This is a genomic window from Bacillus sp. Cr_A10 (assembly GCF_029222665.1).
In the GTDB taxonomy this organism is placed as follows: Bacteria; Bacillota; Bacilli; order Bacillales_A; family Planococcaceae; genus Psychrobacillus.
This window is the reverse complement of sequence record NZ_JARHXR010000006.1, coordinates 153,876-178,315: the sequence shown is the minus strand read 5'-3', so window position 1 is coordinate 178,315 and position 24,440 is coordinate 153,876. Positions and strand designations below refer to the sequence as shown.

At 36.7% G+C, this 24,440-nt stretch carries 27 protein-coding genes and 1 riboswitch; of the genes, 7 read left to right on the top strand and 20 right to left on the bottom strand.

The window, feature by feature from the left end; genetic code table 11:
• Nucleotides 1-15: 15 nt before the first annotated feature.
• The 10 genes from P2Q73_RS04030 to P2Q73_RS03985 form a co-directional block, all read right to left on the bottom strand.
• A complete protein-coding gene (locus P2Q73_RS04030) occupies nt 16-612 on the bottom strand; it encodes a TetR/AcrR family transcriptional regulator (protein WP_056830625.1) in 597 nt (198 codons plus the stop codon).
• 129 nt (nt 613-741) lie between these two features.
• Nucleotides 742-1,980: a M20 family metallo-hydrolase gene (locus tag P2Q73_RS04025; RefSeq protein ID WP_275784169.1), complete on the bottom strand. Its 1,239-nt coding sequence runs from the start codon at nt 1,978-1,980 to the stop codon at nt 742-744.
• 97 nt (nt 1,981-2,077) lie between these two features.
• Nucleotides 2,078-2,467, bottom strand: coding sequence for a nucleoside 2-deoxyribosyltransferase (locus tag P2Q73_RS04020; RefSeq protein WP_275784165.1), 390 nt, complete (start codon nt 2,465-2,467; stop codon nt 2,078-2,080).
• 23 nt (nt 2,468-2,490) lie between these two features.
• A complete protein-coding gene (locus P2Q73_RS04015; RefSeq protein ID WP_275784162.1) occupies nt 2,491-2,688 on the bottom strand; it encodes a hypothetical protein in 198 nt (65 codons plus the stop codon).
• Nucleotides 2,689-2,737: 49 nt separating this feature from the next.
• A complete protein-coding gene (locus P2Q73_RS04010; protein WP_056830685.1) occupies nt 2,738-3,463 on the bottom strand; it encodes a class I SAM-dependent methyltransferase in 726 nt (241 codons plus the stop codon).
• 45 nt (nt 3,464-3,508) lie between these two features.
• Nucleotides 3,509-3,937 carry a GNAT family N-acetyltransferase gene (locus tag P2Q73_RS04005; protein WP_275784159.1) on the bottom strand — a complete coding sequence of 143 codons (429 nt, stop codon included), beginning with the start codon at nt 3,935-3,937 and terminating at the stop codon, nt 3,509-3,511.
• A gap of 24 nt (nt 3,938-3,961) precedes the next feature.
• Nucleotides 3,962-4,411: an NUDIX hydrolase gene (locus tag P2Q73_RS04000; RefSeq protein ID WP_275784157.1), complete on the bottom strand. Its 450-nt coding sequence runs from the start codon at nt 4,409-4,411 to the stop codon at nt 3,962-3,964.
• Nucleotides 4,412-4,427: 16 nt separating this feature from the next.
• Complete coding sequence (locus tag P2Q73_RS03995; protein WP_275784155.1) at nt 4,428-5,198, bottom strand: class I SAM-dependent methyltransferase; 771 nt, start codon at nt 5,196-5,198, stop codon at nt 4,428-4,430.
• A 4-nt stretch (nt 5,199-5,202) separates the two neighbouring features.
• Nucleotides 5,203-5,361, bottom strand: a complete 159-nt coding sequence (locus P2Q73_RS03990; protein WP_275784153.1) for a hypothetical protein — start codon at nt 5,359-5,361, stop codon at nt 5,203-5,205.
• Nucleotides 5,362-5,528: 167 nt separating this feature from the next.
• The gene (locus P2Q73_RS03985) at nt 5,529-5,753 is read right to left on the bottom strand and encodes a hypothetical protein (protein WP_216598638.1); all 225 of its coding nucleotides are present in this window, start codon (nt 5,751-5,753) and stop codon (nt 5,529-5,531) included.
• Between the two features lie 174 nt (nt 5,754-5,927).
• Between P2Q73_RS03985 and P2Q73_RS03980 the strand changes: the two genes are divergently transcribed.
• Nucleotides 5,928-6,692, top strand: coding sequence for a DUF817 domain-containing protein (locus P2Q73_RS03980; protein WP_056830610.1), 765 nt, complete (start codon nt 5,928-5,930; stop codon nt 6,690-6,692).
• Nucleotides 6,693-7,649: 957 nt separating this feature from the next.
• On the opposite strand, the gene metH is transcribed toward P2Q73_RS03980, so the two are convergent.
• The 4 genes from metH to P2Q73_RS03960 form a co-directional block, all read right to left on the bottom strand.
• The gene (gene metH, locus P2Q73_RS03975; RefSeq protein WP_275784149.1) at nt 7,650-11,087 is read right to left on the bottom strand and encodes a methionine synthase; all 3,438 of its coding nucleotides are present in this window, start codon (nt 11,085-11,087) and stop codon (nt 7,650-7,652) included.
• The gene (locus P2Q73_RS03970; protein WP_275784146.1) at nt 11,068-12,927 is read right to left on the bottom strand and encodes a bifunctional homocysteine S-methyltransferase/methylenetetrahydrofolate reductase; all 1,860 of its coding nucleotides are present in this window, start codon (nt 12,925-12,927) and stop codon (nt 11,068-11,070) included. Before P2Q73_RS03970 ends, metH begins: the two co-directional genes overlap by 20 nt.
• Before the next feature lie 75 nt (nt 12,928-13,002).
• Nucleotides 13,003-13,109, bottom strand: a riboswitch (SAM riboswitch).
• Between the two features lie 197 nt (nt 13,110-13,306).
• Nucleotides 13,307-14,260: a nuclease-related domain-containing protein gene (locus tag P2Q73_RS03965; RefSeq protein ID WP_275784144.1), complete on the bottom strand. Its 954-nt coding sequence runs from the start codon at nt 14,258-14,260 to the stop codon at nt 13,307-13,309.
• A 133-nt stretch (nt 14,261-14,393) separates the two neighbouring features.
• Entirely contained in the window at nt 14,394-15,779 is a 1,386-nt protein-coding gene (locus P2Q73_RS03960; RefSeq protein WP_275784141.1) for a protoporphyrinogen oxidase, read from the bottom strand.
• A gap of 192 nt (nt 15,780-15,971) precedes the next feature.
• Here P2Q73_RS03960 and fabZ point away from each other — a divergent pair, with 192 nt between their 5' ends.
• Entirely contained in the window at nt 15,972-16,397 is a 426-nt protein-coding gene (fabZ, locus tag P2Q73_RS03955; RefSeq protein WP_275784139.1) for a 3-hydroxyacyl-ACP dehydratase FabZ, read from the top strand.
• A 22-nt stretch (nt 16,398-16,419) separates the two neighbouring features.
• Nucleotides 16,420-17,157 (top strand): class I SAM-dependent methyltransferase, encoded by a 738-nt coding sequence (locus tag P2Q73_RS03950; protein WP_275784136.1) that lies wholly within the window; start codon nt 16,420-16,422, stop codon nt 17,155-17,157.
• Between the two features lie 13 nt (nt 17,158-17,170).
• Here the strand turns inward: P2Q73_RS03950 and P2Q73_RS03945 are convergent, their stop codons facing one another.
• The 4 genes from P2Q73_RS03945 to kynU form a co-directional block, all read right to left on the bottom strand.
• Nucleotides 17,171-17,449: a P-loop NTPase family protein gene (locus P2Q73_RS03945; protein WP_275784133.1), complete on the bottom strand. Its 279-nt coding sequence runs from the start codon at nt 17,447-17,449 to the stop codon at nt 17,171-17,173.
• A 406-nt stretch (nt 17,450-17,855) separates the two neighbouring features.
• Nucleotides 17,856-18,485 carry an arylformamidase gene (gene kynB / locus P2Q73_RS03940; protein ID WP_481747135.1) on the bottom strand — a complete coding sequence of 210 codons (630 nt, stop codon included), beginning with the start codon at nt 18,483-18,485 and terminating at the stop codon, nt 17,856-17,858.
• Nucleotides 18,486-18,494: 9 nt separating this feature from the next.
• Nucleotides 18,495-19,349: a tryptophan 2,3-dioxygenase gene (gene kynA / locus P2Q73_RS03935; RefSeq protein WP_056830589.1), complete on the bottom strand. Its 855-nt coding sequence runs from the start codon at nt 19,347-19,349 to the stop codon at nt 18,495-18,497.
• Between the two features lie 14 nt (nt 19,350-19,363).
• Nucleotides 19,364-20,635: a kynureninase gene (gene kynU, locus P2Q73_RS03930; RefSeq protein ID WP_275784124.1), complete on the bottom strand. Its 1,272-nt coding sequence runs from the start codon at nt 20,633-20,635 to the stop codon at nt 19,364-19,366.
• A gap of 283 nt (nt 20,636-20,918) precedes the next feature.
• Here kynU and speD point away from each other — a divergent pair, with 283 nt between their 5' ends.
• The 4 genes from speD (at nt 20,919) to P2Q73_RS03910 (ending at nt 23,657) form a co-directional block, all read left to right on the top strand.
• Nucleotides 20,919-21,734, top strand: a complete 816-nt coding sequence (gene speD, locus P2Q73_RS03925; protein WP_053591838.1) for an adenosylmethionine decarboxylase — start codon at nt 20,919-20,921, stop codon at nt 21,732-21,734.
• Nucleotides 21,735-21,901: 167 nt separating this feature from the next.
• A complete protein-coding gene (locus P2Q73_RS03920; protein ID WP_056830582.1) occupies nt 21,902-22,348 on the top strand; it encodes a hypothetical protein in 447 nt (148 codons plus the stop codon).
• 1 nt (nt 22,349) lies between these two features.
• The gene (locus P2Q73_RS03915) at nt 22,350-22,589 is read left to right on the top strand and encodes a helix-turn-helix transcriptional regulator (RefSeq protein ID WP_275784120.1); all 240 of its coding nucleotides are present in this window, start codon (nt 22,350-22,352) and stop codon (nt 22,587-22,589) included.
• 147 nt (nt 22,590-22,736) lie between these two features.
• Entirely contained in the window at nt 22,737-23,657 is a 921-nt protein-coding gene (locus tag P2Q73_RS03910; protein WP_275784117.1) for an NAD(P)-dependent alcohol dehydrogenase, read from the top strand.
• 76 nt (nt 23,658-23,733) lie between these two features.
• Here P2Q73_RS03910 and P2Q73_RS03905 read toward each other — a convergent pair whose 3' ends face one another.
• Both P2Q73_RS03905 and P2Q73_RS03900 read right to left on the bottom strand, forming a co-directional pair.
• Nucleotides 23,734-23,874: a hypothetical protein gene (locus tag P2Q73_RS03905; protein ID WP_172794354.1), complete on the bottom strand. Its 141-nt coding sequence runs from the start codon at nt 23,872-23,874 to the stop codon at nt 23,734-23,736.
• Nucleotides 23,875-24,010: 136 nt separating this feature from the next.
• Nucleotides 24,011-24,331, bottom strand: coding sequence for a hypothetical protein (locus tag P2Q73_RS03900; protein ID WP_056830577.1), 321 nt, complete (start codon nt 24,329-24,331; stop codon nt 24,011-24,013).
• Nucleotides 24,332-24,440: the final 109 nt, after the last annotated feature.

Here is a 24,440-nt window from a genome sequence, read left to right as displayed (position 1 = left end):
GTACTTTTTATATATTTATTTAAACTTAAACAAAACTTCTTTTGTCTTAAATATTTCTAAAAGATTATCCGCTATTTCTTCTGGTGATTTTACGCAACCACCCTCAATCCATTCTAATATAACGCCATAAGATCCGTACATCTTATACGTATTAAAATGATCCAATTTTATTTCTTTGTTTTCATTGTTTATATAGGTAATTGCATGAAATATTTCTTTAAATTTGTTTAAAAATTTCTCTTGAAGCCCTGGGATTGTATCCTCCATTTTTAAAAGACCATAGAAATATTTTTGCTCATATATATGTTGAAAAAAAGCATTCGATGTAGGCAAAATAAGTTTATAATCCACAATCATTGTATCTTCAAAGGGACGTCGAAATGCTTTATTTAATTCATCTAATATTTCTGTTACTAATTCTTCAGCCAAATCCTCTTTATCTTTAAAATACAAGTAAAATGTACTTCTATTATAATCTGCACGTTCCACTATATCTGTTACTGTTACATTTTTATACCCTTTTTCTCTCACTAAACGGATAAAATGCGTCTTAAAGATACTTTTCGTTCTTCTAATTCTTCTATCCCCGGTTTTATGGTTTTCCGAATTCATAGAACCCCCCCTATCGAACCAATTCATACTATAGGATAAATTATCTATCATAATTATTCAATAAAACTGGAGTAAGATGCGACTAATGGAATAAAAAAATGCCAAGGAAAATCTAATTTCCTTTGGCATTTATTTTTCACTTTTGGAATAATGAAGAATCACTTCTTCCAACAAATCGATGCCGATCATAATATCATCTATGGGTGTGTACTCATTTGGATGATGACTAAGTCCATCTAAAGATGGGATAAAGATTAGGCCTGTCGGACATAACTTCGCCATGTTCATTGCATCATGCCCAGCACCACTTTGCATTATTTGGTTGGAGAAATTCTTCTCTTCACAAATATTACGCAGGACATCATTTATTTCTTCTGATAGAAGCACAGGGTCTTCTGAACTAATCTCCATACTTTCAATATCCAACTGTCTATTTTGTTTTACTGTTTTAATCGTCTCCTCTAAATGAGTAAGCACTCTCTGTCTTGAATCTACGGAAGTAGACCGTATGTCAATTTTAATTTCCACATCCCCGGGCACTACATTCATAGCGCCGTTATGAACATTCATTACTCCGATCGTTGCAACAGTACCATATGTCTCTTCGCTTTTTGCGGCTTTTTCAAGGGCTAACGAAATTTCAGATGCCCCAAGAAGGGCATCTTTTCTCATACTCATAGGTGTAGTTCCTGAATGCGAAGCAGTTCCCTTTATTTTCACATGAAGTCGCACAGGTGCTGCTATCCCTGTAACAATACCAATTTTCTTACCAGTATTTATTAGCACTGGTCCTTGCTCAATATGCAACTCAAAAAATGCTTTAAACTGTTCGTTTTTCCTGCTTGCTTGATCAACTGCATTAAAATCTAGCGCACATAGTGCAAATGCCTTTTCCATCGTAATGCCATCTTTGTCCTTTATATTTCGATATCTATCTTTATCAAATTGGCCAGCGATTGCTTTACTGCCTACTGTCGAAACACCAAAACGAGCAGATTCTTCACAAGCAAAAGAAATTATCTCAATTGGATGATCGGTAATAATTTCTTTTTCATTTAACCGTCTAATTACTTCAAGTGCAGCTGTGACTCCAACTACCCCATCATATTTTCCACCTTGATACACAGTATCCAAATGAGAACCCATGACGACAGGTGGAAGTCCGTCTATTTTACCTTGCCTTCTTGCAATAACATTTCCACATGGATCCATTCTAATATCTAACTGCTCCGCCATACACATACGCATAAATGCGTGTGTACAAGTTTGCTCTTCATTCGTATAAGCAATTCTTGTGATACCCGTATCCCCGGTGTTATATTGGTTAATATTGTTAAATAGTAGCTCGTATCTCATTTTACTATCCATACAACAATCCCCTTTCGTTATTAACCAACAGTTACTGCTAGTAGTTAGATAAAAGATGTCACACCACTAAAGAATATGACTATATCTAGTAGATTAACTAGACGTTACTCGAAAAGATAACATCAATTAATTCGTCTATAGTTCCAATCACTATTTCTACGTCCGGCAAATGATAAAATGTGCTCGTTGTTTCTAAGTCTCTAACATCATCGTTTGGTGAGTATAGAAAAACCTTTTTACCCTGTCCCAGCGCTATTCCAAATTCTATGTGACTCCCTTTTCCTGCAGGTAATAAGACCACAAGAATGTCGGCATTCATGACACCATTTTTCTCCTCTTGTCCTATTGCTTGAAGTTTTTCTATAGATAAAGCTCTTTCATTTTTAGTCCAATCATATGTATGAATATAACCTTTGTTTTTTAGAACTTCACTTACATATTTAACAGATTCAATATTTTGAAAACTGGATGCAATATAAAACTTCATTCTCACTCAACCTTTAACAATTACTATTTTTTATTTTCTTTTCGTTTTTGAGTTTCAATTTGAAAGGTAAGATATGTAACTCCTAAAATTCCAACTATGCCAAAAACCGTTGCTATAATAGCTTGTACTGAATATGTAAATTTTGTAAAACTAATAATCAAACCAATCACTACAAGGCTATAAAATAACCAATGTTTATACCTAGACCAAACACTATTCATATCTATCACCTTCCTCAGTCCCAATCTTCAATAAACTCAAGACCTTTAATTACTTTTTGTATGCTTTTATTATAAACGTTGCAGGCACTAATTGTGCTTTTTGCGTTGAGTACCATTTGGAGGGATTATCAGAAATATTGTTATCAGGGAATATAACATCATCTATTACCTTATCGATGGTGAAACCACATTCAATGAGTGTATTTATATATGTACTTAATTTACGATGATGTATAATTACCTCGTTATGCCATGCTTCATTGTATTCTGGACCTTCTACAATGTAAGATTTATTGAAGTTAAACGACGACTGTTCATAGGACAAACGATCATGTAAAGGGTGCTCCCAACTAAAGATAAATAATCCACCCGGCTTTAAGTAGTGATGAATATTTTTCAATGTCTGCTGTAAATCAACTGTCCAACCTAATGCATAAATAGAGTATGCAATATCGAAGTAATCACAAGGAAGTCCTGGATTTTTCTCCATAGGAGACTCGAATAATGTTACTTTAACCTGTTGATTACTTAATAATTTATTTGCTGTTTCTATTTGCTTTGTAGAAAGATCTAATCCCCATAGTTCCTTAGCTCCTCGGTTACCCATATACTGTAATGAATGACCACTACCACACCCAATATCCAATACCTTTTGATTTGAAATGTCTCCAAATAGTCCGTGCTGTTCCTCGTTTATCGAAAAAGGCCCATATTCGGGAAGAGCTGTTCTTCCGAAAAATCGTTCCGCAGATTTCTCCCAACTATCCTTATTCATGTCCAAAATTTTAGTTTTTGCTTCGATCGTTACTACTTCCTTTCGTTACAAAGATTTTCTAAATGAATAACACCATTTTTCATAGTCTAATTTTTCCTCATAAAAACGATGAGCATTATTTCGTTGAATGCCTGATTCTAATGCAACATATTCTGCTCCGTTTTCCTTAGCCCAGTTATGTATATAATTTAATAATTTCTCTCCGTACCCGAATGAACGATGCTCGTAATCTGTTACGAGATCATAAATGAAAATGTGGCGTTTATTATAAAAGTTTGTTCTCCAACTAAAACCAGCTAAGGATACAATCTTATTATTCTCATATAGAGCATACAATGTATAACCGTCTTTTTTCATTTCTTGAAGTAACTCTAGATAGGTATCCTCTGTCAACTCTGTTCTTAACTGTTTCATAACTTGAAAGGCTTCTAACCACTGCTCTTTGTAAGTAAGTTCTTGTATATTTTCTGACATTAAATCTCCATTCCTTTCTGTATTTTAAAGAGATAAAGAATGTTGCTTTATAAGATTTTTAATGAGCGGATTGAGCCCTTCCGGTAGTTCCGTTACTTTAAAAAACTGAACTTTCACAGTTTCTTCACCGTCTGCCTTTAAACTCCCACCCTTTAATTCGTTTGTCATATAAGCAATTGTCACTGGATAGAATTCATCCCCATTTGATAATTGAACAAAATACTGTTTTCCAGAGAAAACACCTACTAAATCAAGTTTACCTACTTCTAATCCCGTTTCTTCCAAAACTTCTCTTCTTCCAGCTTCCTCAGTTGATTCCCCTAGTTCGATAAAACCTCCTGGAACACCCCATAATCCATCTTGTCTTTTTTGCAATAAGAATTCCCCTTGTTCATTAATCACTGCAACTGCAACTCCAACTAATATGAGGGGTTGATTTCCAACTGTCTTACGTAATTCCTCGATATAACCCATATTAACCTCCATTATACTATTTTATTTTTTGGCAAACATAAATCATTTGTTCGCTATCATCTGTCAAAGGTGTTTCATTCCAATCCTTGTACACATGAAGAATTTCGAATCCATTTGAAAATAATAATCGCTCCATTTCCTTTGGAAACACATACCTTAAACTAATATTTGTTTTTACCTCTTTCACTATTTCTCCAATTTGATCTTTATATTTTCTTATCGTTGTGTAATGTTGCACTTGGTTTAAAGACTCATATCTACTAATCGTGTATACATCTACTTTATGGTGAGTTTCCTTATCCGTATAAGTTTTCCAATATTCTTCTGTGTTTGGTTGTAACAATTCCTCTGCATTTGGAAATCTTGTTCCAAAAATGAAGATTCCTTTGGTTTTTAGATGCTTATTTATAGAGGTCAACAATCCATCTTGATCATGATTTGTAAGGAAATGTTGAAAAGAGTTTCCAACAGAGAATATCAAATTACTTTTTACATTCAATTCTAATTCGGAACAATCTTGTTCGATCCAATCAACTTGTAAATATAGATCCGATGCTTTCTTTTTTGCCTCGTTTAACATACCACTATGTAGGTCTACTCCAATTAGTTTATATCCTTCCTTGGCCAATGGAATAGTTGCTCTACCCGTTCCACAAGCCAAATCTATAATTATGCCTTCTGTTTTAGCAGCCCATTTCGTTAAGAATTTCACATCATCTGAATAGGCGTTATTTTCAAGATCATACAAAATAGGATTATCATATTCTTCAAAATTGTCTAATGTCATTATGTTAAATTTCCCCCACTAACAATTTAGGAACCATAAAAATTAATACTAAACCTGTGAACATATAAGTTATATATTTTTTTCGATCAGCACCTACTCTGATTTCCCAAAGTGCTAATGTAATACAATACAAACCAATCATTACGATAATTATTGGTATCATTAAAAATAAAAATTCCTCCTAATAATTAATTCCTATAAACCTTCGACGTCCTTCCTAAAATACCTGCTTTTATATTATTTTCTAGGTTGTCCATTCTTATTAAGCTATTAAAAAGAAAGGGGAATTTCCCCCCTCTTAACTGGAAATCAGATTCACGAAAAAATTTCTCAATAACCGTATCTTCCTTGATATCCTGGATAGCCATATCCCGGATAATAAGGATAATATGGAAAGTACGGATAATAAGGATAGTATGGATAATACGGATATCTTGGATATCTTGGATAAGGATACTGCGGATATCTAGGATATCTTGGGTATCTTGGGTAATCTCGGTCTCGGTCTCGGTCCCGACCTCCGTCTCGATATCCATCTCCAAATGGCAAAAACATTCCACTTCACTCCTAATGATTTAATAAAATCTCTATAAATTATGCAAGTCGGGATAAAGTGTCTAGGTAAGAATAAGCGATTTGTCTATATACGGTTGAACAAGAAACCTGAGCATATGCTTTTCGTCCATATGGTAAGCAATACAAACTTTTGAAGAAAGCCGAGGTTGGCTTATGAAAAACTTTTTACGATTTGTTTATTTACAAGCAATTTCTTGTATTTTTCCGGTAATCATATTTGCAGCTCTGGCCTTTTCGAAATATGTAGATACTCCATTTTTACCAAGATATGATTTAATTTTAATAATTTGTATTGCTGCTCAAGTATTCATGCTTGTCTCTAAATTAGAAACAATCGATGAGTTCAAAGTCATATGTTTATTTCATGTAATTGGTCTAGCCCTGGAACTATATAAAGTCCATATGGGTTCTTGGAGTTATCCAGAGGAAGCATATAGTAAGGTTTTTGGTGTCCCACTGTATAGTGGTTTCATGTATGCGAGCGTCGCGAGTTACATTTGTCAAAGTTGGCGTCATTTAGATTTACATATTTATCATTGGCCAAAGTCCTTTTGGGCAGTCAGTATTAGCATTCTTATTTATCTTAATTTCTTTGCTCATCACTTCACCTATGACATTCGTTGGTGGTTGAAGGGATTACTCTTTATTATTTTCTTCCGAACAATCGTCACCTTCCAGATCAACGATAAAATCTATAAAATGCCGATGATTCTCTCCTTCATTTTAATTGGTTTCTTTATTTGGATTGCTGAAAATATCACCACATTCTTTGGTGCATGGCAATATCCAAACCAAGAAGCTGCATGGTCCCTTGTCCACATCGGTAAAATCAGCTCCTGGTTTTTACTTGTCATTATAAGCGTCATTATCGTGGCACAATTGAAGAGAGTAAAAAGTGACAAGGAGCTTGTTCAATAAAAGCAAGTAATTAGGAGATTGATCGATTCACAACAATCAATGAGTGTTTTTGTTCAAAGATTTCCGAAAGCTTTCCGCGGACGAGCGCCGCGCCACTTGGATCCATGGGATGTGGGTCATGCAATCGTAGCCGTAGGACGTCGCGAACTTAGATTGCTATCCATTTGACATGAGCCAATAGCCTTACTTCCTTAGGCTGAGTCCACTGAAAAACTTTTCAAGGTATCTCTTAGCATGTATGGGAACTGCATTCGTTCCCATGTTCGCTTTTTGTCAGGGTCCCGTTGATTTCCGTTCCAGGCGGACGCTTTCCGCCGGCATGGTTTCAGCCGCTTCCCTTGCTCCTGCGCAAGCTCGTCGCAAAAATTAATTTCGCTACGCTCAGTCCAGGGTCTTCAGCTCATGCACCTGCCGCTTCGCTTTCGGTGCAGAAAACATTTGCTATTCCGGCTGGAGTCGCCACCTTCCACTCCAATCTACTATTATCCGCTTTTCAATTAGAAAGCCATCATGCTATTAATAGAGTAAATTTATATCACTTAAATTTTTCAATTAGTATTTATAGAAAATCGTTGAAAAAGGCGACACTCCTGCGGGGATAGCGTTAGCCGAAGACCCCGCAGCGCAGCGAGGAGGCTAAGGCAACGCCCACGGAAAGGGAGCCGTTTCAACGATTTTCTTATTTATCGGATGACATTATTAAGTAAATTCAAATTCTATAGACTTTTTCAGCGCACTTGCTACGCTCCTGCAGGTTTGTCTCGCTTTTCCCGCAGGAGTCGATCTCGATCGGACGCTTCTCTAAAACAATAAAATGCTACCTGATTATTTTCTATATACTTAGGAATCCTGAGTTAATAAGAAATTTAGACAGAATCTCAAGTTAATGAAACGAGAACAATTAGCCAAATTCCTTTTCTGCAGTCTGACACCGCCATCATTTGGCGGTGTTTTATTTTAGTCGACTACAAAATATCTCGCATCTGGATGTGCGAATACGATGGCAGAGACTGATGCTTCCGGCTCCATCATGAACTCTTCGGTTAATTGCACACCGATGTCCTCTGGTTTAAGAAGTCCAAACAATTTTGCTTGATCTTCTAAATTTGGACAAGCAGGGTAGCCAAAAGAGAAGCGTTGTCCTTGGTATTTTGCTGCGAACCGGTCACGCATTGTAAAATCAGTTGCATCTGGGAAGCCCCATTGATCTCGGATTTCCTGGTGAATACGTTCCGCAAATCCTTCTGCCAGTTCCAGTGCAGTTGCCTGCAATGCATGACTTTCTAAAAACTTCCCTTGTTCTTTTAGTTTATTAGCCGCTTCCCGAACACCATGTCCTGCAGTAACGAGCATGAATGCGACATAATCCATTTCACCACTTTCAACGGATTTCAAGTAGTCCGCTAAGCAAAGGTATGGTTCTACAGATTGACGAGGAAACGTATATCGTTCTATTTCTGTTTTGGCATCCGTTGGATCATAGATTACTACATCATCGCCATCTGATTGTGCAGGGAAAAATTGATACATACCAGATGGTTTTAAAATGCCAGCTCCTAGAAACTCGGTTACTAGTTCATGTAACTCCACCGCACGCTCGTCGCCTTGTTCTAATAATTTATCACTATACCCCTTTAAGCCTAAGTGATGCCCGATCAGCGTTCGCATATTAACGTATGGATATAAGTGTGAAACTGAATAATCTTTTAAAACGTGTCGACGTAAGTCTTTAGGTTTAAATACTTGGACATCTTCACGTACTGTTTTGACTGGTTTCGTTAACACAGCTACAGCTTGTTTGGAAGCCCGTGCAGCTTCTGCTACTTTCCGTTTTTCTTGTTGCGTTATTAATTCCTCCAGTAAAACGGATTTATCTTCATCATTTTGTAGACGATTTGCTAGCTCCAATCCTTGCATCGCATCTTTTGCATATAGGACAGGTCCGTCGTACTCAGCCGAAATTTTCGTTTCTGTAAAACGACGAGATAGAGCAGCTCCTCCTACAAGCATAGGTACTTCAATACCTGCTTCTTTAAAGTCTTGTGCGGTAATAACCATTTGTTGAGCAGACTTTACGAGAAGCCCGGATAATCCTACGATATCTGGCTTTTCTTTTCGAATAACTTCTATTAAAGTGGCAGGGGTTACTTTTATTCCAACGTCGATTACTTTATATCCGTTATTGCTTAAAATGATATCGACCAAGTTTTTTCCAATGTCGTGTACATCCCCTTTTACAGTCGCAAGAACAATTTTCCCTTTACCAGAGTCATCTTCTTTCTTTTCCATAAACTGTTCCAAATAAGCAACCGAAGCCTTCATTACACCAGCACTTTGGAGAACTTCCGCCACAATTAATTGATTATCATTAAAAAGGCGCCCCACTTCGGACATACCTTCCATCAATGGCCCATTTATAACATCTAGAGGGGTCTCATACATTTTAAGCGCCTCTTCCAAATCTGGAATAAGCCCTTCCTTCGTACCTTCCACAATATAATAAGCAAGACGTTCGGGTACTGTTTTCGGGATATCTGCTTCTGTCTTTTCTTTCTTTTTGTCTCGATAAAAGTCAGTAAAATCAGCTAAAGTTTTATCTGTTGTTGTAAATAACAGTTCATTTGCCATCGCAATTTCCTGTTCAGGAATAGATGCATATCGCTCTAGTTTTTCTGTGTTTACAATTGCATAATCAAGCCCTGCTTGTGTGCAATGATACAAATAAACAGCATTGAGCACTTCTCGCCCAACTGGTGGTAGACCGAATGAAACATTACTTACTCCTAAAATAGTTAGTGAGCGAGGCATCTTATCTTTTATTAAACGAATTCCTTCTATTGTTTCCACAGCTGATCCAATATATTGTTGATCTCCTGTACCTACTGGGAAAACTAGTGGATCAAAAATGATATCTTCTGGTGCAAGTCCCCATTTATTTACGAGCAAATCATAGGAACGTTCTGCAATCTCCAACTTACGTTCACGTGTAACCGCCATTCCCACTTCATCAATTGTTCCAACTACTACAGCTGCTCCATATTTTTTTACAAGTGGCATTACAGCGTCAAAACGCTCTTCGCCATCCTCTAGATTGATCGAGTTAATAATTGTTTTACCTTGTGAATATTTCAATGCCTCTTCAATTACATTTTCATCAGTGGAATCAATGACAAGTGGCACTTTCACTTTTTTCACAACTTCCTTCATGAAATTAGTCATGTCAGATAATTCATCTCTGTCAGGGTTAGCAAGACAAATATCGATGACGTGAGCACCACCTTTTACTTGTGCACGAGCAATTTCGGAAGCTTCTTCAAACTTTTCTTCTACTATAAGTCGTTTAAATTTTCTCGAACCAATCACATTTGTTCTTTCCCCTATTAAGAGTGGACGCATTGTTTCGTCATATAATAACGGTTCAATACCTGAAACTACATGACCATGGCCTGTTTCAGCTGGCTTACGAGGTGCAATATCTTTCACTGCTTCGCGAACTGCTTGAATATGGGCTGGAGTAGTTCCGCAACATCCACCTACAACATTTAACCATCCTTTTTCTGCAAAGCCTTTTAACTTCTTCGAAAGCGATTCAGGTGATTCATGGTAATGTCCTTCTTCATCCGGTAATCCTGCATTTGGATAACAGCTTACATATCCATCTGATAACTCAGAAAGGGAGCGAATATGATCCGTCATAAATTCTGGTCCTGTTGCACAGTTGAGTCCCACAGAGAGTGGTTTAATATGTTCAATTGAAATGTAGAATGCTTCAATACTTTGACCCGCAAGTGTTGTTCCCATTGGCTCGATTGTTCCAGATATCATGATAGGAAGCTCTTTCCCCGTTTCTGTAAATGCTTGTTGTATACCAATGGTTGCGGCCTTCACGTTTAGCATATCCTGACTTGTTTCCAATAGGATAACATCGGAGCCACCTTCGACTAATGCCTTTGCTTGTATGTAAAAGTCATTTGTTAACTCATCGAAGGTTATTCCACCAGTTACAGACAATGTTTTTGTTGTCGGTCCAATTGCACCAGCCACAAATCTCGGCCAGTCGGGAGTAGATAATTCAATTGCAACCTTCTTCGCAAGCTGCACTGCACGAAGGTTGATTTCATGCGCTTGGTCACCTAGATCATATTCATTTAACACGACTGGTGTTCCCCCAAACGTATTGGTACAAATTATATCTGCACCTGCCTCTAAATATTCCCGATGAATTTGTTCAATGACAGTTGGATTGATAACGTTTAAATACTCATTACATCCCTCGTATTCTTCTCCACCGAAATCCTTTGGAGTTAGATTCGCGTTTTGGATCATCGTTCCCATTGCGCCATCAATAATAAGAATTCTTTTTTGAAGTTCCTGTTCAATTAGATGTTTGGACATAACTGTTTTCTCTCGCTTTCTTTCCGTCAATCTCTTTAATATGGCGAATCAATTCAAGTGACATATCCACACGGAAAAATGGCGTAATGATGTAAATACCATTAAATAACTCCGCTGCAGTGTCAATAAGCTCTTTTGCAATTTGTATACCTTCCGCAGTAGAACGCTCTTTATCTTCTCCACAAGCACGCATGCGTTCTAACACTTCATCTGATAATTTAATACCTGGTACTTCATTGTGCAGGAACTCAGAATTACGACTATTTGTAAGTGGCATAATCCCAAGGAAAATAGGAGTGGACAAGTGTTTCGTCGCTTCATAGATTTCCTCCATTTTTTCTTTCGAATAAACTGGCTGGGTAATGAAATAATCAGCTCCACACTCTATTTTCTTCTCTAGTCTTTTAACAGCACGATCCAGTACGCGAACGTTGGGATTAAAGGCAGCTGCCACAGAGAAGTTGGCTTTTTTTCGAAGTGATTTTCCTGAGAATGAAACACCTTCATTTAGCTGTTTTATTAATTGGAGTAACTCTAAACTTGATACGTCATATACACTGGTTGCTCCAGGAAAATCTCCTATTTTGGTAGGATCACCTGTAACAGCCAATATATCATGAATTCCAAGTGCATCCAGACCCATTAAATGTGATTGTAAGCCAATCAAATTGCGGTCACGACATGTAATATGAGCTAGAGGACGAATATTATTTTGCAATTTTAACATCGAGCCCATAGCCATATTGCTAATACGAGGAGATGCAAGTGAGTTATCTGCCATCGTTACTGCATCAATTCCAGCTGCATTCAGCTTCTCTGCACCTTCCATAAAAGTAGTAGTGTCTAAATGGCGTGGCGTATCTAGTTCCACGATGATTGTTCTTTCGGTTTTTGCTTTTTCATGTAGTGGTTGATTGACGGTTGGTTCTGCTTCCTGAATGATTATTGGCTTTCTAGGCGTTACGATTTTATTTGTAATTGGTGGTAGAGTTCCAATTCTTTTTTTCACGGCTTCAATATGTTTTGGTGTTGTACCACAGCAACCGCCTATTAAACGAACTCCTGCTTCGCGAAGGTATAACGCTGCTTTTCCAAAATAATCTGCCTCAGATTCGTAAACAATACGGCCATCCTCTACATCAAGTAAACTTGCATTTGGATAAGCAGACAGACATGCTTTTTCTGGTAGAGTCACCCCTTCGAACGCTTGAATTGTATGATGAGGACCAAGTCGACAATTGACTCCTACAATACTTGCTCCTAATGCCTCTAGTTGATGTAATGCATCATTTAGCGATAAACCGTTTTGCAAGATACCTGGCTCATGCATCGATACTTGTGCAATGATCGGTGTATCTGTCAGCTTTCTTAGATGCGTAACCGTTGCGGAAAGCTCTTCAAAATCATAGTACGTTTCTAGTAATAATCCATCTGGATTTCCTGATAGTAGTTGGGTAGCTTGTTGATTAACCGTTGCGATAATTTCATCAATAGTCGCATCACTCTTCCGAATACCGCGTATACCACCAATCGTACCAAGCACAAATTGACCACCAGGGGCAGCTGCTCTTTTTGCGATTTGGATCGCCGCTTCATTGATTTCTTTCATTTGATTTTCTAGTCCGTACCGCGCCAGTTTAATCGCATTTGCACCATACGTATTCGTCTGAATGATATCCGCGCCTGCAACTATATAGTCCTGGTGAATTTTCTCAATAATCTCTGGCTTCTGGATGTTTAATTCTTCGTTACAATAATCAATTCCATATGAATAAAGCAGTGTCCCCATCGCTCCGTCAGCAGTCAAAACATTCGTTTGCAGCTTCTCTAATAAACCCATTCACATTCATCCTCTCTAAAATAAAAAAAAGCCTTCCATGAAAAGAAGGCTTTACGAGTATGTAAAATTCGTCCCTTCTCATCTATCAGACACATAAGCGCATCTGCTGGAATTAGCACCTGACCAAACGGCTGGTTGCTGAAGCTTCACAGGGCCAGTCCCTCAGCTTCTCTTGATAAGAATTCAATATTCAATTTTTTATTAGACTTATCGTACCTTTATTCAACTAAAGCGTCAAGGCGTAGATTGAATTTTCTTGCATCTTAAGATTGTTTTTATTATCCGATATTTGGCGGTTATTATCCGATTATCATGTGTTATTATCCGATTATCTCGACTAATTATCCGATTTTCACTCTTTATCATCCGATTCATCAATTTAAGACCAATTCCACTTATAAATTGTGTTACGTTTTGATGGACCCTCTCTCGATAGCCCCATAGAATTTAATATGCGAGATGCGGCCTGATAAGAATCCAATTTAAGAAAATATCTACATTGCCGATTATTAATACTATCCCCGATTAGCATAAACCAATCACGTATCGCCTTTTCATGCGCCAAGCGATCTACGTGACCACACCTTAAACAGTTCCAGCCGTTTTTCTTTTTCGTCATCCCATGCGTCTCACACTTTTCACAATAGACCCCGGTCAACAAATCATTTGGATTAATGCTCCATCGACCGCACAGTGGAAATGTAAAGTACACTTGATGACACGCAACCATTTTCTCTGCCAATTCATGCATTGCTGGCACTTCCAGGCATACTTTCTCTCGAGTCATATTCCGCAAAAATACGGGAATCGTCGAATAAAGTATCGTTGGATAATTGATAGATGGCTCTACCACCTTCACCCTTGAATTCGTCAACACGATGACACCATGAACAGGAATACTCACACCTTGCAATCTTAACCAATCTTCCAGTAAATATATATTCCGTTCAATCTGTACTTCTGGACTCTCAAGTACATCGACTTTACCCTCTTCATTCTCTCGCTCAAGCTGGGAAGGATTTTGCTTAAACCGCAAACTTCCACTTATATTCTTACTCTCTAATACTACCGCAAAGTATTGTGTCAAAAATACCGTATCTATTTGAAACTTGCCGTACGATTCCAAGCTCACATCTTGCAACACCAAGTATTGGAACGGAAAAGAATACTTCTGAAAAACCCCATCCATTCTTTCTTCCCCGTATATTCCAGCCTTAGCCATGTGCATTTTAGAGTAAATCAGCTCTTTCATGTCGTGCATTTTCGGTAAACGTCTATCTAATGACTTCAAAGCAATATAGCTAAATTCATGCGCTCGAGTTTTTACAATCATTTAATTTAAACACCCCCAATCGCATCGTATCATATATACAAAATTTGTAAATTAATCTAAAACACCATCAATTTCATTCCTACAATAAAAAAAGGACCAAAATTAAATTTTGGTCCTACCATCCTTCTTAAAATTAAATTCTCTTCGAAATTAATTGAGCTGTTTCTTTTCCATTTTTAATGCAAGCGCCAATTCCAACTCCATAATACGAGCATCCAGCAAGCACTACATTTGGAAGCATAGATGATAATTTCTGATTCAATGATTTTATCGCTTCTCCATGTTCCATATGATAGTTTGGCATTAAATCGTTCCATTTAGTTACTTCCACAACTTGAGGCTTGCCGTTTAGTTTCAGGCTCTTGTCAATATCTTGTAAAGCTACTTCCACTAGCTCTTCTTCACTCATATGCTTCATGCTTTCAAAAACTGGATTGGAGCTTTTGTAAAACATTCGTACAAGTAAATTACCGTTTGCAGATGTATGCTTCCATTTTCGGCTAGTCCAAGTACAAGCATTACATTTCACGTCACTGTTTTCCGAAACGATAAACCCAGTTCCATCAGCTGGTAGCTGTTCATCTGGAATATCAAAACCAAGATAAATACTAATTAATGAGGAATTCTTCAATTTATTAAAATCCACATCTAAATCTTGTTCTTGCAAAATTCGCTGAGTCACATCATGCGGAGTAGTCAAAACAACAAAATCCGCTTCTATTGTTTCTCCATTTTCTAATAAAACCTCGTAGCCCGCTTCTTTCTTCGTTACTTTCTCTGTATGTAGTCCTTTTAAAATCGTACATTCGCTCAATTCTTCCTCCAAGCGATCGATTAAAGTAGAAAGGCCACCTTTAAACGAGATGAATTTTTTATTTGCAGCTGCTGCGAACTGTTCTTTATGCGCTTCTAATCCTTTAATGATGCTGCCATATTCGTTTTTATAGTCAATCAAATAAGGTAATGTGGAAGAAATAGTTAGATCATCTAATCTCCCCGAATACACTCCGGACAACACGGGAGCAATTTGTTTCTCCACTAATTCTTTCCCTAAGAAATGCTCTAAAAATGAGCCAACAGAACTCTCTTTCGTAAAGTTTTCGTTAGGGGAATCAAGATCTTTCAATGCTTCTTCCTTTCCTTCATCTGAAACCAACGTACTACTTTCTAAAGATTCTTCACTTATTGGAATTCCAAATACCGTATCTGCAGGGATTGCATGTAATTCATTGTTCGTATATATATAGGAAATGCCTGTTTCATTATAAACGAGCTCTTCTTGCAGTTTTAGCTCTTCTACTAGAGGTAAGACCCCTTCGTTACGTGCAACGATTGAATCCGCACCAGTTTCCATTATAAAACCATCTTCACTTACCGAATGAATTTTACCACCCAAATAATCATGTGCTTCCACTAAAACCAAATCTACATCTAATGCTTTTTCTATCTTAAGTCTTTGTAAATAATGCATCGTAGAAAGTCCTGTAATTCCTCCACCAACCACAACTACTTTTTTCAAGATACTCACTCCTAGTTCGAAATTACTCGTACTCCTAGTATAATCGCTTTTAAAAATATCTGGTATGACTTACCTCACTATTCTTCCCCCAATCCAATAAAAGTTTACCGTTTCGTCAAAATTGCAGGAGAAAATTATAGTATCAACTACTAACACCAAGTGATAAAATTTAATTAGATTGGAGGTTTTTTTATGTTAGACACACAAAAAATCATGGATATAATAAGACACCGCTATCCCTTTCTATTAGTGGATAAGATATTGGAATTGGATGAAGGAAAACGAGCAGTGGGCATTAAAAACGTGACAGCAAATGAAGAATTTTTCAAGGGCCACTTTCCAAGTTACCCTGTCATGCCAGGAGTATTAATTGTAGAAGCTTTAGCTCAAGTAAGTGCAGTAGTAATGCTAACGAAAGAAGGGAATGAAGGAAGATTAGGGCTTTTAGCAGGCATTGATAATTGCCGTTTTAAAAAGCAGGTCAAACCAGGAGATCAGCTACGATTGGAAGTTGAAATTACTCGCCTAAAAGGTCCTATTGGCAAAGGAAAAGGAATTGCTACGGTCGATGGTGAATTGGTATGTGAATCAGAGTTAATTTTTGCATTCGGGAATTAGCAATATATAAAGGGGAAATTAAATGAACGATTATTACGGAGAGCTGTGTACACAAATTTACGAAAGTGATAAGTCATTTGCAGACGGGAAAGAACTCGAGTTTTATCTATCTTTTGTGAAGGATAAGAACATGAAAGTATTAGAACCAATGTGTGGTAATGGAAGAATGCTACTTCCTTTTCTGCAAAGAGGAATCGATATTGAAGGATTTGATATTTCAGATGAAATGCTGAAGGTTTGTAAGGAAAAAGGTAAAAAGTTAAATCTGAATCCTCTAGTAACTATTGGAAAAATAGAGGAATTTCAAAGTCCTAACAAATATGATTTAATCATTATTCCTTTTGGTTCGTTTTCCCTTTTGCCTGATCATTTAGTAGCTGATAGTCTTGCAAATATGAAATCTATGTTAACAGAAGACGGTAAGTTACTTTTAACGATTATGACAAACAGAGGGAAATTTAATGATCTCCCCGAATGGAGGGAAACAAATCGAAAGCAGTATGACATCGGAGACATTGTGGAATATAAGCAGGAGCATTATGATTCAGATAGCAAGATCCTAAAAATTAAGTTGAAGTACCAATTAGTAAAAGATGAACAATTAGAAAAAACAGAACTAATGGATTTCCCTATCCGTCTTTACGAACTAGGAGAATTTGAAAATATTCTTAAGTCAAACGGATTTAATCAAATTATTCTACACGATGTAAAAGACGGTTATGGAATTGGTAGCACGTTTGATGTATATGAGTGTGTTTGAATAACAACACACTCTAGTTCTTATAAATATCGTTTGAAGATAGCCATTCTAAAAATTGATGATAGGGAAAATACGTAGTTCCGTTTAACTCTATTTTTGGTGCATTTGGATATTTTCTGAGCAATTCCTGCATTTCTTCTTTACTCAACCCAAAATATATCGGCAAATCCTTTTTATTTATGAGAGTAGGGTATCTGGATCCTTTCGGGTTTTTAAAGTTCTTTAATCCATCCCCTATAAAGTAGCCTAGTGCTGCAAGCCCTACACCTATCCAGAAAAAACTTAAAGCCATTTCTATTGCCTCCTCTAAAATCTATATATTATATACGGAGAGATAAGTAAATTGTTTCATTAATATACTAGAACAATAGATATTGGAGAGGAGTCATGCGGGTATACAATGGTTAAATTTTATTTTAAGCAATTCCTAAACGAGCCTATGTGGTTTAAGCTATTAATCTCTATAACATTGCTAAGTACGATTATCTTTAGCAGTTCATTTTTTTCATCTAATTATTATTACGAAAGCTTATCAAAATTAGCTGCTGCTATCTTTTTTGGAGCCTACGGTTTTAAATTGAGAAGAAGTAAGTTCAATTCTTCTATTCTTTTTATTTTAGCAATTATATGCGTCTTTCTTTCGGTATTCGCAATTTTGTAAAATAGAAAAGGATAGAGTATCTCTATCCTTCTTTCCATTATATCTGTCTCAGCACGGCTCGAACTGGACTGCCATCGGCTCCTTGAATCTTTAGAGGCAAGGCAATCAGTTCATAATCTCCTGGAGTGACATCTTGTAAAAATAAATTTTCTAGAATATGAACACCATGACGATAAAGTGCATGGTGCGCTCGTAATTCTTTATCGTCTAATGCATCAACAGAAGGACAATCGACGCCAATTAAAATAATTCCTTTCTCCTGCAAGAATGCACCAATATCCTCTTTTAATACCGAAATACTAGTCGGAAATTGCTCCACATTAACTTGTTTGGTAGTTTTTAATAGTAAGCGTTCTACCCCTTCTAACTCAAATGACTTCAATTCATCTCGACCAATTGATTCCAATCCTGTGACGTCAACTACTTTGGCACGACCAATATAAATATGGATGTCTAACTGCTCAATCGTAGGTGCGTCATTGTCAAAGTGATAGGGTGCATCCGCATGTGTCCCAGTATGCACACTTGTTGTGAAACGACCAATATTAACTGAACCTGTCTGTTCCTTCGAGAAAGCTAGCTCAAACTGAAAAGGTGTATCTCCTGGCCAAGTACCAATATTATTTGAAAACGACTGTGAGATGTCTATCCAGCGTTTCACCATCACCATCACCCCTTATAAACTTGTTCTTAAATCCCAGAGCTCTGGGAAAAAACGATGATCTAACACTTTACGTAAATAATTTACTCCCGAGGATCCACCGGTTCCAGTTTTAAAACCAATAATACGTTCTACCGTTTTCATATGTCGGAAGCGCCATTGCTGTAACCAATCTTCTATATCCACTAGTTTTTCTGCTAATTGGTACAAATCCCAATACTGGTCCACGTTTTGATATACTTCTTTCCATGCCTCTGCTACTGTCTCGTCTCCTCCATATGTAACGGAATAATCTCGATTTACAGCAGCTGGGTTCAAATTGAAACCAGCTTTTTCTAATGCTTGAATTGCCACATCATAAATGCTAGGTGAATGATATGCTTTTTCGAGCTCATTGTATAACTTTGAATCCTTCTCATAAATTTTTAGAATAAACTTTGTTTTATAACCGAGTGCAAATTCAATTTGTCGGTACTGAAAGGATTGAAAACCTGATGCTTTACCGAGTTTATCGCGAAACTCTAAATACTCAGCTGGTGTTAATGTCGAGAGCACATCCCAAGCTTGAATAATCTGTGTTTGAATCTTTGTTACTCGAGCCAGCATTTTAAAGGCGGCTTGCATCTTATCTTCTTGTATCGCTTGAATGGCACTAGTCAATTCATGTAAGATCAACTTCATCCAAAGCTCACTTACTTGATGAATAATAATAAATAACATTTCATCATGATGACCGGACAATCGTTTTTGACTGGATAAAATCGTATCGAGCTGCAAATAATCTCCATAGGTCATATCATCCCGAAAGTCCGTATGAATACCTTTTTCACCATCCAGCTTTTCATGCAGCTTCGAAATATCCTTCGGCATATAAGTCCTCCTTTTTATGCAACAACATCTCGCTTGTTTTCGTACTTTTTATACGTTTCTTCTGTCATGATCTTCTTCAAAATCTGTACAGTGTTCCACACATCTTCAAATGAGTTATACAATGCAACAGGTGCTAGACGGATGCCATTTGGCGAGCGGAAATCAGGAATAACCCGATGATCTTTTAATGCCTTACAAATGCGAGCTGCCTCTTCATGAACAAGATAAATATGTCCCCCTCTACGCTCATGGTCGACTGGATTGGCAATGTTAAATTGAAAATCCCTTAACTCTTCCTTTATTAAAAACATCATATAATCAGTTAGAGTTAATGACTTGCTACGAATAGCATCTATACCGACCTCCGCAAACATTTGTAACGAACCATATAATGGGGCAGCACTTAATATATTCGGTGTCCCAATTTGATATGCACCTGCATCTGATGCCGGTGACATTTCTATTGCCAGGTCAAACTGCTTCTCTTTATGGGAGCCGAACCAACCTGCTAGTCCAGGTCTCTTTCCAAAATGCTTCTGATTCACGAACAATCCCCCAACTGCACCTGGTCCTCCATTTAAATGCTTATAATTACACCAAAACGCAAAGTCTACATCCCAATCATCCAAATTGTGAGGGACAGATCCAATAGAGTGACATAGATCAAATCCAATGATAATATTTCGTTCGTGCGCAGCTTTAGTAAGCGCTTTCAAATTTAATATTTGTCCACTCCGATACAGCACACTTGGTAACACGATTAGAGCTATATCGTCTGTCATCGATTCTATTATGTCTTCTTCTAGTAGAGTATTCCCATCACGGCTTTTCACGAACTTCATATGTTCTTCGGGGTTATATCCATGCAACGATAACTGACTACTAATGGCATACAAATCAGAAGGGAAGTTCAATTCATCCACCAATATTTTAGTCCGTTTTCCATGGGGATGATAGAAACTAGCAACTAACTGATGTAAATTCGTAGTAGTTGAACCTGTAATCATCACTTCTTCTTTCAATACTCCAACAAGCGGTGCACACATTTCACTCAACGTTTCCGAAAAATAAAACCAAGGATGCTCACCTTGTGTCCACCCATCTATTCCGTATTTCTTCCATGAATCAAGTATAGATAACAGCGACTGCTCCGCTCTCTTAGACAATAAACCCAAGGAATTCCCATCCATGTACATGATATCTGGCAGCAAATAAAATTCATCTCGATAGTGTTTTAATATATCCTGTTTATCTAATTTCCTCGCATATTCAAATGTAATATCCATTCGTTGAGACACCGTCCCTAATCTAAATTTTCTTTCTATTAAAATAAATCATAGGCATTAAGATAAGTAGTGTCAATAAGACAAGGTAAACTATCACGTCCATTTTACAAAATGAATTCTTGCTACTTCTAAATCTAAAAGAGCAATGGTGTAAATTGTATGTTTCAGAAAAGTTTTTTGTGGAAAAATAAAGCTAAGGTGAATCTAAAACTAGTTTTAACGCATACTTATTATATCGTTTCAACAGAGCCTTAAATTTATGTGAAAGAGAGGAGTTCAAAAAATGAGTTTAACTCCTAAGCAAAGAATTGAGTTACATGGGTTTAATAACCTTACAAAGACCTTAAGTTTTAATATGTATGATATTTGCTACACAAGAACGAGAGAAGAACGAGAGGCTTATATTGACTATATCGACGAACAATATAATGCGGAACGTTTGACAAAAATTTTAACGAAAGTGTCGGATATTATTGAGGCAAATATTTTAAATATTGCACAGCAAGATTATGAACCACAAGGAGCAAGTGTAACCATTTTGGTTTCTGAAGGACCTGTTGACGATTCTCCAGCGGATTCATTTAAAGAATCACCAGGTCCACTACCTGAATCAGTAGTCGGCCATCTGGATAAAAGTCATATAACCGTTCATACTTATCCTGAGTATCACCCGGATGAAGGAATTAGTACATTCCGGGCGGATATTGATATTTCCACCTGTGGAGAAATTTCTCCTTTGAAAGCGCTGAATTATTTGATTCATTCATTTGAGACAGATGTTATGGTGATGGACTATCGTGTACGAGGCTTTACTAGAGACGTAACGGGACATAAATTATTTATCGATCATGACATTAATTCCATTCAAAACTATATTCCAGTCGGCTTACAAGAGTATTATCAAATGATCGATGTTAATGTATACCAAGAAAATATTTTTCATACAAAATGTAAACTTAAAAAATTTGATTTAAATAACTACCTATTCGGTTACACAGAAGACGAGTTAACCGATGAAGAAAAGATATCCATTACGAAGAAGTTAAAAACAGAAATGGATGAGATTTTTTACGCTAAAAACATGGCAAGAACAGAATAAATGTGAGGACCAAATTTTTGGTCCTTTTTTTATGCTCCAGCTACCAATGATTGAATAAAATTTTTATCTACATATGTAAAATATAATTGACATATTGTAAAGTTAACAATACACTGTGTATAAGAAATTTTACTTTTTTAAATTTTCAGTTAAAGGAGGTAATGTGGATGTCCTATCAAGAAAAGAAAAATATCGTATCTTTAATTAGCACTTTATTAATTTTTTCGCTCTATTCCTTGTATGTGTTTTATATGTACGAAGAAGGAAAATTTCAAACAACAGATGTTTTCAGCTTTTGGGGTACCTTCATCGTCATTTTGATAGCAATATCGATTGTAGCAAAAATCATTATTTATATAATTTTCAATATCATCTATCGAATAACTACCAATGAAAAAGAGCCTACTTTTTCTGATGAACTAGACAAATTAATAAAAATGAAAGCAACAACAATCTCGCACTATGTTTTTGTAGGAGGCTTTTTTCTAGCAATGGGATCATTGGTGTTGAATGTCTCACCGTATGTCATGTTCATCATACTTATCTTTTCAGGGGTTATCTCTGAAATGGTTGGGATGGTCACGGAGATATATCTTTATCGGAGAGGATTCTAAGATGGGAAAATGTTTAATAAGCAATAACATTCGGAGCTTGCGTTTTAACCATGGTGAAATGACGCAACAACAACTAGCAGATCATGTAGGTGTTACACGACAAACCATCTTTGCAATCGAGAAAGGAAATTACTCCCCTTCTTTGGAATTAGCTTTTCGCATTGCTTTTGTCTTCAACTTACCGTTGGAGGAAGTATTCTCTTTTGAATTAAAGAATAATAATTTGGAGGAATTGAATTGACTAATGGTATAGCTGAAAAATCACTAGCAATATGGCTTTTATTTAATAAAATCCTAAAAAATCCAGTGTTCTCATAATATTAATAAAGGAGGAATAGTTACGAAGGCAATAATTTCTAACAAATATGGTTCACCTGACATTCTAGAAGTGAATGAGGTAGAGACACCGATTCCGGATGACAATCAAGTTCTGGTAAAAATTCATGCAGCATCTTTAAATTACGGAAACTTAGTTCTTTTGAAAGGGGAACCGTACCTTGCCCGCTTTGCGTTTGGTATATTGAAACCAAAATACTCCATACCTGGAGGTGACTTTGCAGGGAGGATAGAATCAGTCGGCAAAAATGTTAACCATTTTAAGCCAGGTGATGAAGTGTTTGGAGACTTATCCGGTTGTGGTTGGGGAACTTTTGCTGAATATGTCGTAGTACCTGAACATGTATTGGTATTAAAACCGTCTAATCTTTCATTTGAGGAAGCTGCTGCAGTGCCTATGGCAGCTACCACTGCCCTTCAGAGTTTAAGGAATAAAGGTAAGATTGAATCAGGACAGAAAGTTTTGATTAATGGTGCATCTGGGGGTGTAGGGACTTTTGCAGTCCAGATTGCCAAATCATTCGGGGCGGAGGTGACTGGGGTATGTAGTACGAGAAATTTAAATATTCTCCAATCAATTGGTGCAGACTTTGTCATTGATTATTCAAAGGAAGACTTCACCAAAACTGCACAACGTTATGACCTAATTCTTGCTGTGAACGGGTATCAACCTATTTCGGCTTATAAACGTGCTCTTCGTCCGAAAGGAAATTATGTTATGGTCGGAGGTTCCGGAGCCCAATTAACTCAAGCTATGGTTTTAGGACCTTTCTTTTCCATGACTGGGGGTAAAAAGATGGGTAGCTTTTTACAAAGAGCAAATCAAAAAGATTTGATTTTTATCAAAGAACTAATAGAGGCCGGTAAAGTTAAACCTGTAATTGATAGAAGTTATAAGCTGAATGAGGTTCCCGAGGCTTTTAGGTATTTTGAAGAAGGTCACAATCAAGGAAAAGTAGTCATTACAATGTAAAGAGAACATCCAACCTCCAAGCAGCTATGCAAATTATTAACTAGCTTGCGAGCTGCTCGAGGTTGAGATTCATAGTTTAATTGTACTGTTGAGTTGAAGAGGAACTACTTGTTGTTGCGGTGTCATACGCAATAAGCGTAACTCCAAGTTTTTCTTCTAGCTCATTTAGTTCCTGCAACTGCTCACGGTCTAGTTCTGCAAATTTGGTCTCGTTCATTTCATCATTCATCCTTTCTTTAAAAAATAGTTTATCCTGGATGAATTCGATTATACAAAAATGTATCCTTTCACCATAACTGAATGAAGAGATTTCTACTGTATATATTTAAAAATAATATTAAATTTAAAAACGCTTATATTCTTTCAACATAGTCAATTATGTAAAAAACGGCACCCATTATAATAGTAAAGAATCCAAAGCTTCTTGCTCCACTTCCAGGATTTAATATAAAGGCAATACCAAAAAAAGTCATGGCAATTGCTATTCCTAAAAATCTTATATGTATTTTACCATCTTTAGTTTTCTTGTTACTAAGTACTAAAGCACTCAATATACATAGAACAATTCCATATAGATGCAATATAACATTACCTATTTTTCCGAAAGAATCAATAGATAAACTTACGAAGAAAACACCAAATATAATTGTTATCACACCAATAAAAATTCTCATGCTTCCTCCGATAAATTATTGTAGAATTCAAAGCAAACTATCATCCTCTAACAATTATCCCATATTTAGGAACTGTTTACATTATAATTTTAAAATACAATAAAAGACC